The following is a 16,500-nucleotide window of genomic DNA, read 5'->3' on the forward strand; positions in this document are numbered from 1 at the left end:
TTGGGAAACGAGCGCCTTTACATTTTGTAAAGACGTTTACTAAGCCCATCAGAACATGATCCGATACCTTCTTCCCCGCCAGTTGGCCAAGGCCACGGCGATGCCGTCGGGAACGGAGACGGTGGGGGCTTTTGCAACTGCCATCGCCGAGTCCTTCGACCGGGCCGCTCACCAGCTGCGCCGTGCCGCGTGGCTGTCCCTGCCCATCAGTGTGCTGGGCCTGTTGCCATCCATCTTCCTGCTGCAGGTCTACAACCGCGTCATTGCACGCGGCGGCACGGCCACGCTCACGGCCATGGTGGCCGGCGTGCTGTGCTTCCTGGGCCTGGAATGGTGGCTGCGCCGCCGGCGCGCCCGCGCCCTGCGCGAAGCCGGCGCCATGATCGACCGCGATGTCTCCCAGGCGCTGATGCATTCCATGCTGCGCCACCCGCTGGCCGCGCTGGAGCAGCGCTCTTCCAGCCAGTGGCTGCAGCTGTTCCGCGACGTGAGCGCCATGCGCTCGGGCATGTCCGGGGGCCTGGCGACCTCGCTGCTGGACCTGCCCATGGCCCTGCTGGCCCTGGTGGTCATCGGCATCATTGCCTGGCCCGTGCTGCCGGTGATCCTGGTGGCCATGCTCATCATGGGCGTGCTGGCCTGGTGGTGGGCCGACGAGGTGCGCAGCGGCCGCGTGGAGGAAATCGCCCAGGCCCGCATGCTGGACCGGGGCACGGCCGAAGTCTGCAACGCCCGCGCCACGCTGAAGGTGCTGGGCTACGACGCCGCCGCGCGCCAGAACTGGCAAAACGGCTATGACCGCTGGCTGGCCGAGAGCTTCGGCAAGAACGGCGAGATGGAAAACGCGCGCGAAGCCAGCACCGTGCTGCTGACGCTGTTCTCCATCGCGGTGATCACCGTGGGTGCCATTGCCATCAATGCGCAGTGGATGAGCATCGGCAGCCTGATGGCCGTGAACCTGCTGTCGGGCAAGGCGCTGGGCCCCATCTCGCAACTGGCCAGCAACTGGCGCTCGCTGGCCCAGGCCAACGAGGCCGCACGCCGCCTGCAGTCCGTGCTGGAGGAGCCCGTCGAAATCACGGCCGAGACCGTGGACCTGCCGCGTCCCCAGGGCCGGCTGCGCCTGGACCAGGCCAGCTTCCACTACCCGGGCGGCCATGTGGCGCTGGAGCAGGCGTCGCTGGAGATCGGCCCCGGCGGGCTGCACGCCATCGTGGGGCGCAACGGCGCCGGCAAGTCCACCCTGGCCAAGCTGCTGGCAGGGCTCTACCAGCCCACGCAGGGCCGCATCTTCATCGATGAATACGACATGGCCCAGTTCCCGCGCGCCGAGCTGGGCCGCTGGATAGGCTGCCTGGCCCAGCAGGTGTACTGGTTCAGCGGCCCCATCGTGGACGGGCTGCGCATGGTCAATCCCGATGCCGACGACCACAAGATCGTCACCGCCTGCCAGATCTCGGGCGCGCATGGCTTCATCAGCCGCCTGCCCCAGGGCTACCAGACGGTGCTGGGCGAAGGCGGCGCGGGCCTGTCGGCGGGCGAGCTGCGCAAGCTGGCCCTGGCCCAGCTGTTCCTGCGCAACCCCTCCGTGCTGATCCTGGACGAGCCCAGCAACGACCTGGATTTCGAGAGCGAAACCGCCCTGCTGCAGACACTGCGGCAGATTGCGCTCAAGCACACGGTCATCGTCGTCACGCACTCGCTGCGCGTGGCCTCCATGGCCCAGCACCTCTACCATGTGCGCGGCGATGGCGGCATCGAGCATGGCTCGCCCCAGCAACTGCTGCCCCAGCTGTTCGGCACGGCACGCGAGGCCGCCGTGCCCGCAGCGGCCCCCGCACCCGCCGACAAGGCCCCGCACCCCGACCAGCCCGCCGTGGCGCCGGAGCTTGCCTCATGAGAGCCGGCCGCTACGATGATCTGCCCCTGGTGCTTCGCCAGTCGCACCAGCCATCCCGCCCGCTCGAGGCCGGGCCGGCCGGGGCCGGCGCGGATGCATCCGGCGCAACGCCACCCGCAACGCCCCCCGTATCGCGCTGGGCAGGCCTGGCGCGCGGCAAGTGGCTGCTCGCCATCCCGGTCACCGCGCTGGTGATCACCGGCCTGTTCTATCCCGTGGAGAACGTGGTGGTGGCCAGCGGCCAGGTCATCCCCTCCGACCGCGTGCAGACCGTGCAGCATCTGGAAGGCGGCATCGTCACCGCCGTCCATGTGCGCGAAGGCCAGGCCGTGACCCAGGGCCAGCCCCTGCTGGAGATCGACCTGGGCGGCAACAGCCTCAACCTCGAACAGCTCACGGCGCGCATGGCCACGGCCCAGGCGGTCAAGGTACGGCTGGGCGCGGAAAGCCAGGGCAGGCCGCTGCAGCGCACCAGTTTCCCGGCCGACCTGGACCCGCAGGTGGTCCAGGCCGAGCTGGGCGCCTTCTCGGCCCGCGCGCTGGAACACCAGGGCAGCATTGCCGCGGCCCAGGCCCAGCTGCAGCAGGCGCGCGGCGACGTGGCCCAGGTCCAGGCCCGCATCGAGGGGCTGGAGACCAATCTGCGCCTGCACCAGCAGGAAGCCTCCATTGCCGGGCAGCTCGCCGCCGAGCAGCTGATCGGCCAGCTGGAAGTGCTGGACAAGCAGCGGGCGCTGGAGCAGGTGCGCGCCGAGCTGGCGGCATCGCGCCAGACGCTGTTCAGCAACCGCGCCAAGATCGAGCAGGCCCAGGCCAAGCTGCAGGAGACCCAGGGCGCCTTCCGCCGCCGCGCCTCCGACGAACTGGCCCAGACCGAACGCGAGCTGGCCAGCCTCAACGAAGACCTGGTGCGCGCCCGGACCCAGCGCACGCGCACCGCCGTGCTGGCGCCCACCAGCGGCTTCGTCAAGGGACTGCGCAGCTCGGGTGCAGGCTGGGTGGTCAAGCCCGGCGAGCCCATCCTCGAAGTCGTGCCCGACAAGGACGAGGTCATCGTCGAAGCACGCCTGAGCCCCGCCGACCGTGGCTACGTGCGCACCGGCCAGCCCACCCGGGTGAAGATCTCGGCCTACGATTTCCTGCGCTACGGCTCGGTGCCCGGCCAGGTCACCCTGGTGGCTGCCGATGCCGACCGCGACCCCAACCTGGCCGACTCGCCCTCGTACTTCCGCATCCAGGCCAGCCTGGAGCAGCCCTGGGTGGGCCGCACCGACAACCGCATCACCACCGGCATGCAGGCCGAGCTCGACCTGCTGCTGGGCCACGAACCCTTTATCTGGTACTTGCTGCGGCCCGTGCTGCGCATCCAGAGCGAAGCCTTCCGGGAGCCCTGATGCAAGGCCGCCCGTCCACTCCCACCACAGGCTGGCACGCCCGGCTGCGCCAGCTGCTGGCCGCTGCCTGCTGCGTATCGGCCCTGCAGGCGCTGCAGGCTGAGGCCGCGCCCATGGCGGCCGAGGAACCGGACCTGGCCACCACGGCTGCGGCGGGCACGGCGGAATCCGCTCACGCTCACGCACCCGCACCTTCACCCGAACCCGCATCCGTCCCGGTACCCGACGCCGTGGTCCTGCGCCTGGCCCAGCAGCTCACGCCCGGCACCCTGGCCAGCGACAGCGGGCAGCGCCGCCTGCTCGATGCCCTCTACGCCCTGCTCGACGAATACCCCGACGTGCGCAAGGCGCGCGCCGCGCTGGAATCGGCCGGGCATGACGTGAACACCGCGCGCGGCGCGCGCTGGCCCACCTTCAAGGTGGGCACCAACACGGGCGATGCCAAGCTCCGCCGGGGCCGCGAGTCGTACACCGCCGTCAATGCCGAAGTGCGCATGGCCCTGCTCGATGGCGGAGCCATCGGCGCGGGCATCCGCTCGGCCGAATCGCAGGAGGCGGCCCAGGGCAGCGTGCTCTACGGCACGCGCCAGAACGTGCTGCTGGAGGCACTGACCGCCCTGCTGGAGCTGCACCGCTTCGAGGACAAGGCGCGCGTGGCGGCCGAGTCGGCACGCATCATCGGCCAGCTCGCGCGCATCGAGGAGCGCCGCGCCGAACTGGGCGCCGTGGGCCGCAACGACCTGCGCCAGGCCGCCTCGCGCCAGGCCGGCGCCCTGGCCCAGCAGCATGCGCTGGAGTCGCAGCGCATGGATGCGCTGGCCCGCTTCACGCGCTACTTCGGCTTCACGCCCCAGGCCGGCTGGCTGCCCCAGCTCAATGTGCCCGAGCAATGGATGCCGGCCAGCGAAGACTCGGCCCTGCAGGCGTCCGAAGCCGTCAGCCCCGAGCTGCAGGAAATGCAGCAGCAGATCGAGAAGGCCCGCGCCGAAGTCGACCGCAGCAAATCCCAGCGCTTTCCCACCCTGGCCGCCGTGGTGGCCCACACGCGCGACCCCAGCGGCGTGCTCTATGCCGAGGGCACGCGCTACGGCGTGGAGCTGAGCTGGAACTTCGGCAACGGCTTCGAGCTGCGCGACCGCATCCTCAAGGCCATCAACGAACTGCAGGCCCAGGAAGCGCAACAGGAAACCGTGCGCCGCCAGGTGCGCGAGACCGCCTCCGCCGCCTGGGGCCGCACCCAGTCCGGCCGCCAGCGCGAAAGCCAGCTGGCCGACGCCGTGCGCGAGGCGCGCGCCGCCTTCGAGGGCCGCCGGCGCCTGCTCGAAGTCGGCCGCGGCAGCCTGGCCCAGGTGCTGGACGCCCAGCTGGACATGCAGCGCCTGCTGCTGGACGAGGCCGACGCCATCTACGACCAGCGCATCAACGAACTGCGCCTGGCGCGCACCACCGGCCGCCTGCTGCCGCAGGACCCGCCCGACCAATGGCTGAACGCGCTGTTCAGCACGCAAAAACCCATTCCAGCAGGTGGCGGCACGCCGGACCCCTCGCCCGGCACGGTGCCCGGCATGGCTCCCGGCCAGGCCCCCTCGCGCACCCGCCCCGACCCCATCGACGCTGCCGTGGCCACCCTGTCCGCCAGCGCCATGCCCCAACGAATCCAGCTGCGCCTTGAGCAGCAGTTGCGCCCCATTTCAGACGCTTTTCAAACCACCGCCGCGCGACAGCAGTGGTGAAGTGGGAAGCAGGGGTTCCCGTGCAGCGGCCGGCTTGGGCCCATCGCCAGCCGCTGCCATCGACAACGATGGGCTTTTGCAACCGAAAGGACGATGCCATGACCGACATCATCAAGAACTTCTGGAAAGACGAGGAAGGCGCCACCGCCATCGAGTACGGCTTGATCGCCGGCCTCATCGCCGTGGGGATCGTGGTGGGCGCCACTGCGCTGGGCACCAATCTGAACGGCCTGTTCACACGGATCGCCACCAAGCTCACCGGCTTCACGCCCTGAGCGCCGGCTCCGGCGCGATCCGAGTGGGCCCGCAAGGGGTCGGCCCGATGCGCGATCGCCATGCCGGCCACCGGCCCCGAGGCAACTTGCAAACCGAAAGGACCATGACATGACCGAAACGATCAAGAACTTCTGGAAAGACGAGGAAGGCGCCACCGCCATCGAGTACGGACTGATTGCCGGGCTGATTGCCGTGGGGATCGTCGTGGGCGCCACCGCGCTGGGCACCGATCTGAACGGACTGTTCAACCGGTTGGCCACCAAGCTCACAGGTCTTGCGCCCTGAAGATGGAGCCGACCTCGCTATGGCTATGCGTCTGCATCACATGGCTCGCAACGATTGCGGCCATGGATCTGCGCATCCGCCGCGTGCGCAACTGGATGGTGCTGCTCGGCCTGGCCACAGGCGCTGGCGCATTGGCCAGTGGGGCCCAGCCGTTCCAGGTCTCGGCCTGGAACGCGCTGGCCGGCATGCTGGCGGGGTTTGCCGTACTGCTTCCTTTCTATGCACTGCGCTGGATGGGAGCGGGCGACGTCAAGTTCGGCGCGGTCGCGGGACTGTGGTTCGGGTGGGGCTTCGACCTGCTGCTGATCTGGACCGGCGGCAGCCTGCTGGCCGGCCTGCACGGTGTACTGGTTCTGTCGCTGCGCCACCTTCGGGACAGCCCCACCGGGCTGTGGCTGCAGGCACGGCTGCCCCTGTCCAGCGCCGCCCTGTCCTGGACGGCCCGCCTGGCGCCCCTTGGCGCGACGCCCCGGCACGCAGGCGCCACCGATGGACCGCGCCAGCCCCAGCGCTCCATCCCCTATGCCGGCTACATGGCCATTGCGGCCATCGCCCTGGCCTGGCGCCACAGCCAGCCACTTGTCTGAACCGGAGATGCCCATGCCTGTCACCTGCCTGCCTCCACGCCGTCCATGGACCGGCTCCGCCACACGCCATGGCCGTGCGCTGCCTGGACGCTTTCCTGCCCTGGAGGAGCTTCTCCGCCATGGCAGGAAAGCGCCAGGGCAGCCCCCGGCCCTGAACACCGTCGCAACGCACTTGCACCAGGAGTCCCAGCCATGAACCTCACCAAGATTCTTGCCGGACTGCTGGTGGGGCTTGCCATCGTGCTCGCGGGCCTTGCCTGGATGCTGGGCAGCCAGCCCGCACGCCCCGTGGCTGCCCCCTCCCCCGCGGCCTCGTCGCAGCCGGCCCCCGAACCGGCCCAGCTGCACGCCGTCGTGGTCGTGGCCCAGGCCATTGCCGCAGGCCAGCGCATCGGCAGCGACGATGTGAAGCTGGCCCAGCTGCCTGCCCCCGTGCCGGGCAGCTTTGCCGCAACCGACGACGTGCTGGGCCGCACCACGCTGATGCCGCTCACACCGGGCACCCCGCTGTTCGAGCAGCAACTGCTCAGCGGCCTGGCGCTGCAACTGGAGCCGGGCCAGCGGGCCGTTGCGATTGCCATCCGGGAGCAGATGGCCGCAGGCCACCATGTGCGCCCCGGTGATTTTGTGGATGTCTACTTCACGCTGGACGGCAAGTCCGACCAGGCGCCCGTGGACGCGCAGACCCGGCTGCTGCTGGCGCGCAGCCGCGTGCTGGCCTATGGCGCCGGCAGCGTCGAGCGCCCGCCCCTGTCGGCGGCCCAGCGCCAGGCACAGCAGGACAAGGAGTCGTCAGGCTCGCCGCTGCGCCGCGCCAGCGCCGGCGATCAGGCAGGCCAGCGCCCGGAGAACGTGCAATCGGCCGTGCTGGCCGTGCCGCTGGACGATGTGGAGCGCCTCACGCTGGCCGAGAAATTCGGCCAGCTCACCCTGGCCCTGCGCAACCCCGACGACCTGTCCGTGCCCGATCCCAAGCTCTTCGCCGCCCTGCCCGGCGCGCTGCAGCCGGTGGCCGGCCGCCTCAGGAAGGACCAGACGCTGGAGGGTGCAGACCGCGCCTTCGCCGGCCTGCGCATGCAGGACCTGGCCACCGGCGCCGACGCCAGGAACATCCGCAAGCCGGCCGCGCAGCCCATGACGGCCCTCGCGCCCGCCGTGCGGCCCCAGCCGCAGCGGGCCCCGCGCGAACGCACGGTGGAGCTGCACAACGGAGCGGCCGTGCAGATGGTGAACTACTGACAACACACAACAAGAGGGAGATGCCATGAAGTGCAAGAACATCTCGACGGCCGGGGCCACGCCGCTGCAGAGGGCGGTCTGGACGCTGTGCGGCAGCATGGCCTTGCTGGCCTTGACGCCAGCAGTGTCTGCCCCAGCGGACACCGCTGCCGGCCAGGGCATGGCCAACCCTGGTGCCGGCGACATGCTTCCTGGCGAATCCCTGCAGCTGGTGGCCGGGCGCCAGCACCTGATGGCGCTGGCCGACGCCCCGGTCCGCATCGCCGTGGGCGACCCCAATGTGCTGGATGTGAAACTGCTGCGCGCCACGCCGGGCTCCGGCGCCAGTGCCGGCTCCGGCTCCGGCGGAACCGAGCTGCTGCTCACGCCCAAGGCCCAGGGCAGCACCAGCTTGGTGGTGTGGCCCCGCAAGGGCGGCGTTCCCCAGCGCTGGGAGGTTCAGGTCAGAGGCCAGCACCTGCTGCTGGAAAAGCGGCTGGCCTCGGTCCCCGAGCATGCCCAGGCCGTGGCCGAACTGCGCCTGGGCGCGCCCGCCCAGACGCCGCTGGTGGACAACGCGCAGATCGATGTCAGGAGCAACACCGTGCAGGTGGACGTGCAGGTGGTGGAGTTCAAGAAATCCGCCATGAAGCGCGTAGGCGTCAATATCTACAGCGGCGGGCGCAACAACCAGGGCTTCAGCTTCGGCAGCTTCAGCCCCGGCGTGGTCGGCAGCATCAGCACCAATACCAACGGCACGGGCACGGGAACGGGCAATACCGGGTCGGGCGGCACGGGCTCGGGCAACACGGGATCGGGCAGCGTGTCCAACAACACCTCCTCGGCCATTGCCAGCGCCATGAGCCTGGTGATGACCTTCGGCAAGGCCTTCAGCGGCGCCGGCATCGTCACGCAGTTGAGCATCCTCGAGGGCAACGGCATGGCCCGCGTGCTGGCCCGGCCGACCCTGCTGGCACAGACCGGCCAGAACGCCAGCTTCCTGGCCGGCGGCGAGCTGCCGATTCCCGTGCCTGCGCGCGACGGCAACATTGCCATCCAGTACAAGGAATTCGGCATCAAGCTGCAGCTGACGCCCACCATCCTGTCGGACGAGCGCATCGCCCTGAAGGTCTCGCCCGAGGCCAGCGACCTGGACTTCAACAGCGGCGTGACCATCAGCGGCGTCACCGTGCCCGCCATCCGCACGCGCCGCGCGGACACCTCGGTGGAGCTGGCCGATGGCGAGAGCTTCGTCATCGGCGGGCTGGTCAGCCGCGCCACCACCTCCAACGTCAGCAAGGTGCCCGTGCTGGGCGACCTGCCCATCCTGGGCACCTTCTTCAAGAACCTCAACTACACGCAGGAAGAGACCGAGCTGGTGATCATCGTCACCCCGCGCCTGGTCCACCCGCTGCCCGCCAGCACCAACCTCGAAGCCCTGCTGCCGGGCGCGCGCTCCGAGCAGCGCAACGCCGGCAAGGTCTGGCTGCCCTACCTCGCCGGCGGAATGAACCAAGACACCGCCGTACCCGGTTTCTCGTACTGACGACATGACAAGCAAGCCCACCGCAACCGATTCGCCTGTGGACGCCACAGGCTCGCCGGCCATCGGCTCACCCACCTCGCTGGAGACATTGCTGGGTCTGCGTTCCTCGACCTCGCTGGCCGGCAAGCTGCAGCCCGCCACCGACGCGATGGCCCAGGAAAAAGCGCTGCTGGACAAGGCGCTGCTGGACAAGGCGCCACCGGACAGGATGGCGCCGCCCCATGCCGCAGCGGCGTCCGCCGCTGCATCGACTGCCGCGCTGCGCCAGCCGCCACAGCCGCTCGACGATGTGCTGGAGATGGAGCTGCTGTTCATCCATGCCGGCACGCCCGAAAGCGCGCTGGCCCAGTCCTGGATGCAGCGCATGCTGGACGGCACACGGCTGCACGTGGCGCGCTTCCAGGACAACATCACGGAGCAGGTACAGCGCTTCATGCCGCATGCCATCTTTGTGCATTTCGACCCGCTGTCCACCGACGAGGCCGCCCATCTGGCCTCCCAGCTGCACATCTCCCACCCCCACCTGCCCTGCGTGGCTGTGGGCCGCACCAAGTACCCGCAGTGCATGCTGGCCGCCCTGCGTGCCGGCGTGCAGGATTTCCTGGACGTGGACGCGCCCGTGCAGACCGCGCTGCAGACCGTGCGCGAGCTGATCAAGCGCATGCCGGCACCGCAGTCCAGCGCGCCCAGCGCGCCGCTGACGGCCATCCTGTCCGCACGCGCGGGCCTGGGCAGCAGCCTGCTGGTCTCGCACCTGGCCTGGTATCTGCAAAAGCGCCTGCACGGCCGGATCGAGGGCAAGGAAATCAGCGCCAGCGAAATCAGCAACGAAACGCTGGACGGCCTGCTCATCGACCTGGGCAATCCCAGCGGCGACTGCTCCCTGTACATGGGAACGCAAAGCGACTTCGACTTCATCGAGGCCGTCAACAACCTGCGCCGCTTCGACCGGCGCCTGGCCTCCACCGGCCTGTCACGCCACGAAAGCGGCCTGCGCATGCTCACGCTGCCGCGCCAGTCCAGCCGCCTGCGCGATGTCTCGTATGCCGACGTCGATGCCCTGCTGCTGCGCCTGCGCCAGTACTTCCGCCACGTGATTGCCGACCTGGGCGCCGTCGTCCCCACCCACCTGGCCATGCGCGTGGCGCTGCGCGCCAGCCAGGTCTGGGTGGTCTGCGACCAGAGCGTGGCCAGCGTGGTCTCCACCACCGAACTGCTGCGGCAGCTGGACGAGCAAAAGATCGAGCGCGATCGCATGCACCTCATCGTCAGCCGGCACGACAGCCAGCTCGAACTGGAGGCCCAGCAGATCGCCAAGCAGCTGCAGCTGCCGCTGCTGGCCACCATCCCCGAGCGCCGCCGGGAGCTGGCCCAGGCCGTCAACCAGGGCCAGCTGCTGCCCAGCCGCCTGCAGCGGGAGCCCTATGTGCAGGCCGTGGACAAGCTCGCCACCTTGCTGATCACCACCCACCACCAGGCCCATGCGGGCGATCAGGCCGCGCCCGCCCGCGGACTGAACCGTTTCTTCCACCGAACAAGAAGCTGAACGCACCATGACGACCACGGCTTATTCCCATCTGGCGGACGCACAGGCCAGCGAGTTCGAGCAAAGCGCGCTGTTCCTCGACCTGAAGAACCGCACGCACGAGCATTTGCTCAGCCGCATCGAGGAGCTGGGCGCCGAGTTCGGCCGCTGGTCGCAGGCTGCCATCGCGCAGTTCGTGCTGATGGAGCTGGACAGCTTCATCCGCCTGCACTCCGTGCCCGTCAACGAGCAGGAGGCGCTGCAGGTGGCGCGCGCCCTCACGCGCGAACTCACGGGACTGGGACCGCTGCAGCCGCTGCTGGAGGACCCCCGGGTCGAGGACATCCTCATCAACGGCCACGGCAACATCTACGTCTCGCGCGGCGGCGTGCTGCAGCGCGAGACCCTGCACTTCAAGGACGACGAGCATGTGCTGCGCATCGTGCGCCGCATCCTGGCGCCGCTGGGCCGGCGTCTCGATGAATCCAGCCCCATGGTCGATGCCCGCCTGCCCGATGGCGGGCGCATCAACGTCATCATCGAGCCGCTGTCCATCGACGGCCCCTCGGTCTCCATCCGCAAGTTCCGCAAGGACCCGCTGACGCCTTCCGAGCTGGTGCAGCTGGGCACCTTCAACCACGACATCTGCCGCATCCTGGAGATGGCCGTGCAGGCGCGCTGCAACATCCTGGTCAGCGGCGGCACCAGCTCGGGCAAGACCTCGCTGCTCAACGCGCTGGCCAGCTTCATCCCCTCCAGCGAGCGTATCGTCTCCATCGAGGACACGGCCGAGCTGGCCCTCAACCACAACCATGTGGTGCGGCTGGAAAGCCGCCCCGGCGGCTTCGACGGCTCGGGCCACGTCAGCATCCGCGACCTGCTGCGCAACAGCCTGCGCATGCGGCCCGACCGCATCATCGTCGGCGAAGTGCGCGGCGGCGAAGTGCTGGAGCTGCTGCAGGCCATGAACACCGGCCATGACGGCTCCATGGGCACCATCCACGCCAGCTCGCCGCGCGAGTGCCTGTACCGGGCCGAGATGCTGGCAGGCTTTGCGGGCTTCCAGGGCAGCGAGGTCAGCCTGCGCCGCCAGATCGCCAATGCCGTGGACTTCATCGTGCAGATCGGCCGCCTGTCCAACGGCCGCCGGCGCCTGCTGTCGCTGACCGAGGTCACGGGCATGACCGACAACATGATCTCCATGCAGGAGCTGTACCGCTACGAGCCCCAGGTCGGCGGCGACGGGCAGGAAATCGACCACTGGGTCTCGCTGGGCATCTCGCCCCACTCGCCCAAGCTGCTGAGCTGGTGGCGCTCGCAGCAGCAGGCCGGCAGCGGAGGCGTGCGATGACAGGCCTGGCACCCGTCATCCTCATCCTCGGCGCGCTGGCCTGCCTGCTGCTGGCACTGGCGCTGTGGGTGATCATGCGCGGGCGCCGCAAGGAGCATGAGCAGTCGATCAAGCTGCACCTGCAGCGCAGCGTCGAAGGCCACAGGGAGGCGATTGCGCCCGCGCTTGCCATGGCCGAGCCTGTCTACAAGCCCGCCGCGCCGCAGCCTGCGCCGGCGCCTGCCGCGGTGCAATGGCTGAACCAGCGCCTGGGCATCCAGTCCTGGGGCATCTCATCCAACACCCTGGCCCTGTTCGCCATCACCGGCCTGGTCCTGGCCCTGCTGGCTGCCAGCCAGGCAGGAGCGGCGGCAGGGCTGGTGGTGGCCGTGCTCTATGCCGTGCTTCTGGGCCTGGGCATCTGGCGGCGGCAGGCCAAGCGCCGCGAAAGGCTGCTGCAGCAGCTGCCCGGCTTCCTGGACAACATGGTCCGCCTGATCTCCATCGGCAACTCGCCCCATGCGGCCTTCCAGATGGCGCTGAACAACGTCCCCGATCCGCTGGGCGATGCCCTGCAGCAGGCGGCGGCCATGCTCAGTGCCTCGCCCGATCTGGGGCAGGCCATGGGCCAGCTCGAGCGCAACTGGCGCCTGCCCGAATTCGGCCTGCTGGCCGCCGTGTTCCGCATGAGCGTGCGCTATGGCGGCCGCGCCGACCTGGTGCTCGAGCGCGTGTCGGCCTACATCCGCGACCGCCAGTCCGCCGAGCGCGAACTGCATGCGCTGTCCTCCGAGATCCGCATGTCGGCCTGGGTGCTGGCCCTGCTGCCCCTGGTGGTGGGGACGCTGATCATGGTGATCAACCGGGGCTATTTCATGCGCATGTGGAACGACGACAGCGGCCAGACCATGGTCCTGGTCGCCGCCGCCCTGGAAGCCCTGGGCGCCTTTCTCCTGTACCGGCTGGCCAAGCTGAGGTGAACCCATGACAGCACAGGCACAAGCACACGCCCGCCCACCCGTCTGCGCAAGGAGCCACGCATGAACACGCAGCAACTGTGGATCGCCAGCATCGGCCTGGGCGCCCTGGGATTGGTGCTGTGGGCGTCCACCCTGGTGTGGAGGCTGTGGCGCTCGGCACGCGCCTCCAGCCAGGTCGCCAGGATCCTGCAGGCGCGCGACTCGGCATCGACCACGAAGGCGGCCACGAAGAGCGCCATGCAGGCCAACGACGCGCAACTGCTCAACCCGCTGTCCATCAACGTGCGTTCGTCCGATTCCCCGCAGGCGGTGGCGGCCAACCTGCCGCCACCGGCCTGGCTGCAATGGGGCGTGGCCAAGGCCCTGCTGGCCGATGAGGACCGCAAGCTGCTGGACCAGGCCGGCGTGGGCACGCGCAACGGCAGCATGGCCTATGTGGCCAGCCGCATGGTGCTGTGCGTGGTCCTGCCCCTGCTGGCGCTGGGTGTGCTGCGCCCCGGCGAGAACGCTGCGCTGGTCTACGGCTTTGTGGCAGTGAGCCTGGGGCTCATGCTTCCCAAGTGGTTTCTGCGCTCGCGGGCCAAGGGCCGGCGCGAGCAGGTGGTCGAGGAACTGCCGCTGTTCGTGGACCTGCTGAGACTGCTGCAGGGCGTGGGCCTGAGCGTGGACCAGAGCCTGCAGATCCTGGCCTCGGAGTTCAAGGGCGTGCTGCGCGTCATCAGCGGCGAGCTGGCCCTGGCCAACCAGCTCTACAACACCGGCCGCACGCGCGAGCAGTCCTTCCAGCGCATGGTCAACATGAGCGCGGACGACGACATGAGCGCCATCGTCAACCTGCTGGTGCAGGTGGACAAGCATGGCGGCGCCGTGCAGGAGCCGCTCAAGGAATTCAGCATCCGGCTGCGCGAAAAGCGCCAGGCCAGCTTCAAGGAAAAGATAGGTTCCATCACCGTCAAGATGACGGGCGTCATGGTCCTCACGCTTTTGCCCGCACTGCTGGTCATCACGGCGGGCCCCGGTTTCCTGGCCGTGATCAGGGCATTGACAACCATGGGAGGACGCTAGGCATGCGACACCACAAAGGCACCCCCGCCGGGCGGACGCCAGCGCTGACAGCACTGACAGCGCGGACAGCCCTGGCCCCCCTGGCCATGGCCCTGGCCCTGGCCCTGGCCGGCTGCGCCGGCAAAGGGCCGCAAGGCTACGGCGCCACCTCTTCGCAGCAGGAGACCGCAGCCCAGGCACAGCAGCAGCTGCAAAACGCCCAGCAGGCCACCCAGGTCGACAACGCCCAGACCTATCTGGACCTGATCACGCAGATGCAGCAGGCCGGCCAGTGGTATGCATCGCTGGCGCATACCGAGGCCTTCGAGCAGCAATACGGCACGCAACCGGAATCGCGCCTGATGCGGGCCGACGCGCTGCGCAACACCGGCCAGGCCGAGCAGGCCCGGCAGGCCTACCAGGCGCTGCTGCAGGGCGCCACCACGGCACGCGCGCGGCGCGGCCTGGGCCTGCTGCACGCAAGCCAGGGCGAGTATGGCCAGGCCGTGGAACAGCTGGAGAAGGCGCGCCAGCTCAATCCCATAGACGCCAACGTCCTCAGCGACCTGGCCTACGCCCACATGCTCGACGGCCAGCTGGCCGCCGCGCAGATGCCCATCATGCAGGCCTCGCAGCTGGCCCCGGCCAACGCGCGGGTGCAGCTGAACATGGCGCTGTTCTGGCTGGCCAGCGGCAACGAGACCCAGGCCTCCCAGCTGCTGCGCCAGCTGGCGCAGCCCCAGGCCAAGGGCGCCCTGCCCATGATCGACCAGACCTCGCTGCAGACCCTGCAGTCCCAGCTGGCCAGCGTGAACGAGGCGGTGCGCCTGCGCGGCGGCCAACTGTCCGCAGCGCCCGCGCCCGGGACCCGGCTGGCGCGGGGCGTGGAGCCCGTGCCCAGGCCCGCCACCGACGCGAGCGCCCTGCCGGCCGGCATCACCCGGCGCATTCTTCTGTCCGAGCCGTCCGGCGCCGCTGGCGCAGCACCGGCCTCGCCACTTTGAGGACCACGACATGCCAGACACACACCGCATGCATTTGCCCCGCCGCGCAGCCGCCGCAGCGCTGGCGCCCTGGCTGCCGGCTGCCGGCCTGGCCCTGACACTGGCCCTGACCCATACGGCCCCGGCACACGCCCAGGCCTTTGGCGAAGTGCAGAGCCCGCCCGAGCAGGTGGATGCACGGCCCCATGTGTTCGCCGAGCCCTCCACCGACTCCATCCTGGCCGGCTACACGCTCTACACCAACCCCGATGGAACCGTGATGTACGTGCCCCGGCGCGAGATCGACATCGGCGGCGGCACCCTGCGGCTGCTGGGAATGCAGCACAGCCAGCCGGGCCAGCGTGCCCGCCCCATCGACGGCGAGCAGGCGCGGCGCAGCTATGCGCGCTACCTCAAGAGCTTCGAGACGGAAATCCCCGCCCTGTACAAGACCGGCGTCGAAGCCGGCGGCAAGAACTGAGCCCGCCCCGGCCAGCAGCTTGAGGAACGACCATGATCCGGCGCCCACTCCGCGCTCACCACCCCCACCGGCCTGCCAGCCTGCGGCAGCGGGGGGTGTACGCGCTGGAGTGGGCCATCATCTTCCCGGTGTTCTTCGCCCTGCTGTACGCCTGCATCAGCTACGGGCTGGCGTTCCTGGTGCGCGAATCCATGCAGGCCGCCGCCGAGGACGCCGCGCGGGCCACGCTGCGCTACCAGACCAGCCGCAGCGCCCGCCTGGACGCAGCCCGCAGCCTGGTGCAGCAGCGGCTGGACTGGCTGCCGGCCGACCTGAGGCCCACGGCAGGCAGCATCGACGTGCGCATCTGCAGGCTGCAAAACAGCGAGCTGTGCTCGGCCACGCTGACCTGCGGCGTGCTGGTGGCCGAACGCTGCATGGTGCGCGTGGGCTTCACCATCCCTTATGGAACCAGCCCGATAGCACCCGCCCTGCCGGGCTTCGGCCTGGTCATGCCGACGACGCTGACCGCCAGCGCCAGCATCATGGTGGACAGGGGGGGGCTATGAAGCTCCCCCTGAGTCGCTTCGCGCCTTCCCCCTCTCTCGCTTCGCGGGAGGGGGGCATCCGGGCAACCGGCGACACCCTCGGGGCGGGGCGGCGCGGCCGGCTTAGGCCCTTCCTCGGTGTCCCTGGGTTGGGGCATGCCTTGCGTGGGGCACGCCCTGCTGCATCGGCCGAGTTCATGCAGGACACCGGCGATACCTTCGCGGCAGGGCTGCACAGGCGGCAGCGCGGCGTGGCGGCGGTGGAGTTCGCGTTGATCGCCGGGGTGATGGTGATGCTGCTGATGGGCATGTTCGTGTACTGGCGCGTGCTGCAGGCCCAGCAGTCGGTGGCGCGCGCCACGGGCGACGGCGCGCGCATGGTCCAGCATCTGGCCTTCGGCGGGATGGCTGGCTTCAATCCGGCCAAGCCGGCCGAGCGCGCCAACATCCTGCAGGCCACCACCGACGTGGTGAACCAGAGCCTGACGGCCAGCGGCATTCCGCCCGGCACGGCGCCCACCCAGGTGCAGATCGACTGGACCAGTTCCCAGGCCACGCTGAGCGTGGTGTACATGCTTCCCCCCGTGCTGGGCCAGGGCCTGCAGGTGGGCAGCCAGACCCTGGGCGAACCCACGCGCCTGGAGGCCCGCAGCCTGATCAGGCTCGCCCCCGGCAGCTAAGACAGGAGGAC

16 protein-coding genes are annotated in these 16,500 nt (G+C 69.7%); all 16 read left to right on the forward strand.

Annotation, left to right across the window (positions count from 1 at the left end):
• The first annotated feature begins 55 nt into the window (after positions 1–55).
• The 16 genes from ACF8O7_RS09330 to ACF8O7_RS09405 all read left to right on the forward strand — a co-directional run bounded on the left by ACF8O7_RS09330 (position 56) and on the right by ACF8O7_RS09405 (position 16,489).
• Positions 56–1,900 carry a peptidase domain-containing ABC transporter gene (locus ACF8O7_RS09330; RefSeq protein WP_016450683.1) on the forward strand — a complete coding sequence of 615 codons (1,845 nt, stop codon included), beginning with the start codon at positions 56–58 and terminating at the stop codon, positions 1,898–1,900.
• Positions 1,897–3,294: an HlyD family type I secretion periplasmic adaptor subunit gene (locus ACF8O7_RS09335; protein ID WP_016450682.1), complete on the forward strand. Its 1,398-nt coding sequence runs from the start codon at positions 1,897–1,899 to the stop codon at positions 3,292–3,294. The genes ACF8O7_RS09330 and ACF8O7_RS09335 overlap by 4 nt, the downstream gene beginning before the upstream one ends.
• Positions 3,294–5,027, forward strand: coding sequence for a TolC family protein (locus ACF8O7_RS09340; RefSeq protein ID WP_126313056.1), 1,734 nt, complete (start codon positions 3,294–3,296; stop codon positions 5,025–5,027). The genes ACF8O7_RS09335 and ACF8O7_RS09340 overlap by 1 nt, the downstream gene beginning before the upstream one ends.
• Positions 5,028–5,125: 98 nt before the next feature.
• On the forward strand, positions 5,126–5,302 hold the full coding sequence (locus ACF8O7_RS09345; RefSeq protein ID WP_016450680.1) for a Flp family type IVb pilin: 177 nt from the start codon (positions 5,126–5,128) through the stop codon (positions 5,300–5,302).
• Between the two features lie 109 nt (positions 5,303–5,411).
• Positions 5,412–5,588: a Flp family type IVb pilin gene (locus ACF8O7_RS09350; RefSeq protein ID WP_016454539.1), complete on the forward strand. Its 177-nt coding sequence runs from the start codon at positions 5,412–5,414 to the stop codon at positions 5,586–5,588.
• Between the two features lie 2 nt (positions 5,589–5,590).
• Positions 5,591–6,175, forward strand: a complete 585-nt coding sequence (locus ACF8O7_RS09355) for a prepilin peptidase (protein ID WP_126313055.1) — start codon at positions 5,591–5,593, stop codon at positions 6,173–6,175.
• 192 nt (positions 6,176–6,367) lie between these two features.
• A complete protein-coding gene (gene cpaB / locus ACF8O7_RS09360) occupies positions 6,368–7,414 on the forward strand; it encodes a Flp pilus assembly protein CpaB (RefSeq protein ID WP_016450677.1) in 1,047 nt (348 codons plus the stop codon).
• A gap of 25 nt (positions 7,415–7,439) precedes the next feature.
• A complete protein-coding gene (locus ACF8O7_RS09365) occupies positions 7,440–8,939 on the forward strand; it encodes a type II and III secretion system protein family protein (protein WP_126313054.1) in 1,500 nt (499 codons plus the stop codon).
• 4 nt (positions 8,940–8,943) lie between these two features.
• Positions 8,944–10,485 carry a pilus assembly protein CpaE gene (locus ACF8O7_RS09370; protein ID WP_280048372.1) on the forward strand — a complete coding sequence of 514 codons (1,542 nt, stop codon included), beginning with the start codon at positions 8,944–8,946 and terminating at the stop codon, positions 10,483–10,485.
• Positions 10,486–10,492: 7 nt separating this feature from the next.
• Positions 10,493–11,815: a CpaF family protein gene (locus tag ACF8O7_RS09375; RefSeq protein WP_016450674.1), complete on the forward strand. Its 1,323-nt coding sequence runs from the start codon at positions 10,493–10,495 to the stop codon at positions 11,813–11,815.
• Positions 11,812–12,774: a type II secretion system F family protein gene (locus ACF8O7_RS09380; protein WP_016450673.1), complete on the forward strand. Its 963-nt coding sequence runs from the start codon at positions 11,812–11,814 to the stop codon at positions 12,772–12,774. The genes ACF8O7_RS09375 and ACF8O7_RS09380 overlap by 4 nt, the downstream gene beginning before the upstream one ends.
• Positions 12,775–12,834: 60 nt before the next feature.
• Positions 12,835–13,839, forward strand: a complete 1,005-nt coding sequence (locus ACF8O7_RS09385; RefSeq protein ID WP_034368021.1) for a type II secretion system F family protein — start codon at positions 12,835–12,837, stop codon at positions 13,837–13,839.
• Between the two features lie 2 nt (positions 13,840–13,841).
• Positions 13,842–14,822 (forward strand): hypothetical protein, encoded by a 981-nt coding sequence (locus ACF8O7_RS09390; RefSeq protein WP_280048374.1) that lies wholly within the window; start codon positions 13,842–13,844, stop codon positions 14,820–14,822.
• Between the two features lie 10 nt (positions 14,823–14,832).
• Positions 14,833–15,282 (forward strand): DUF3613 domain-containing protein, encoded by a 450-nt coding sequence (locus ACF8O7_RS09395; protein WP_026062698.1) that lies wholly within the window; start codon positions 14,833–14,835, stop codon positions 15,280–15,282.
• A 32-nt stretch (positions 15,283–15,314) separates the two neighbouring features.
• Entirely contained in the window at positions 15,315–15,830 is a 516-nt protein-coding gene (locus ACF8O7_RS09400) for a TadE/TadG family type IV pilus assembly protein (RefSeq protein ID WP_026062699.1), read from the forward strand.
• 140 nt (positions 15,831–15,970) lie between these two features.
• Positions 15,971–16,489 (forward strand): TadE/TadG family type IV pilus assembly protein, encoded by a 519-nt coding sequence (locus ACF8O7_RS09405; RefSeq protein ID WP_227472670.1) that lies wholly within the window; start codon positions 15,971–15,973, stop codon positions 16,487–16,489.
• The last annotated feature ends 11 nt before the right edge of the window (positions 16,490–16,500 follow it).

Source organism: Delftia sp. WSY_16, from assembly GCF_043104415.1.
Lineage (GTDB): Bacteria > Pseudomonadota > Gammaproteobacteria > Burkholderiales > Burkholderiaceae_C > Comamonas > Comamonas tsuruhatensis.

What these genes read in the sequence shown, in the direction of transcription:
- ACF8O7_RS09330 (WP_016450683.1), top strand. Translation starts at nt 56, where the DNA reads ATGATCCGATACCTTCTTCCCCGCCAGTTGGCCAAGGCCACGGCGATG.
- ACF8O7_RS09335 (WP_016450682.1), top strand. Translation starts at nt 1,897, where the DNA reads ATGAGAGCCGGCCGCTACGATGATCTGCCCCTGGTGCTTCGCCAGTCG.
- ACF8O7_RS09340 (WP_126313056.1), top strand. Translation starts at nt 3,294, where the DNA reads ATGCAAGGCCGCCCGTCCACTCCCACCACAGGCTGGCACGCCCGGCTG.
- ACF8O7_RS09345 (WP_016450680.1), top strand. Translation starts at nt 5,126, where the DNA reads ATGACCGACATCATCAAGAACTTCTGGAAAGACGAGGAAGGCGCCACC.
- ACF8O7_RS09350 (WP_016454539.1), top strand. Translation starts at nt 5,412, where the DNA reads ATGACCGAAACGATCAAGAACTTCTGGAAAGACGAGGAAGGCGCCACC.
- ACF8O7_RS09355 (WP_126313055.1), top strand. Translation starts at nt 5,591, where the DNA reads ATGGAGCCGACCTCGCTATGGCTATGCGTCTGCATCACATGGCTCGCA.
- cpaB (WP_016450677.1), top strand. Translation starts at nt 6,368, where the DNA reads ATGAACCTCACCAAGATTCTTGCCGGACTGCTGGTGGGGCTTGCCATC.
- ACF8O7_RS09365 (WP_126313054.1), top strand. Translation starts at nt 7,440, where the DNA reads ATGAAGTGCAAGAACATCTCGACGGCCGGGGCCACGCCGCTGCAGAGG.
- ACF8O7_RS09370 (WP_280048372.1), top strand. Translation starts at nt 8,944, where the DNA reads ATGACAAGCAAGCCCACCGCAACCGATTCGCCTGTGGACGCCACAGGC.
- ACF8O7_RS09375 (WP_016450674.1), top strand. Translation starts at nt 10,493, where the DNA reads ATGACGACCACGGCTTATTCCCATCTGGCGGACGCACAGGCCAGCGAG.
- ACF8O7_RS09380 (WP_016450673.1), top strand. Translation starts at nt 11,812, where the DNA reads ATGACAGGCCTGGCACCCGTCATCCTCATCCTCGGCGCGCTGGCCTGC.
- ACF8O7_RS09385 (WP_034368021.1), top strand. Translation starts at nt 12,835, where the DNA reads ATGAACACGCAGCAACTGTGGATCGCCAGCATCGGCCTGGGCGCCCTG.
- ACF8O7_RS09390 (WP_280048374.1), top strand. Translation starts at nt 13,842, where the DNA reads ATGCGACACCACAAAGGCACCCCCGCCGGGCGGACGCCAGCGCTGACA.
- ACF8O7_RS09395 (WP_026062698.1), top strand. Translation starts at nt 14,833, where the DNA reads ATGCCAGACACACACCGCATGCATTTGCCCCGCCGCGCAGCCGCCGCA.
- ACF8O7_RS09400 (WP_026062699.1), top strand. Translation starts at nt 15,315, where the DNA reads ATGATCCGGCGCCCACTCCGCGCTCACCACCCCCACCGGCCTGCCAGC.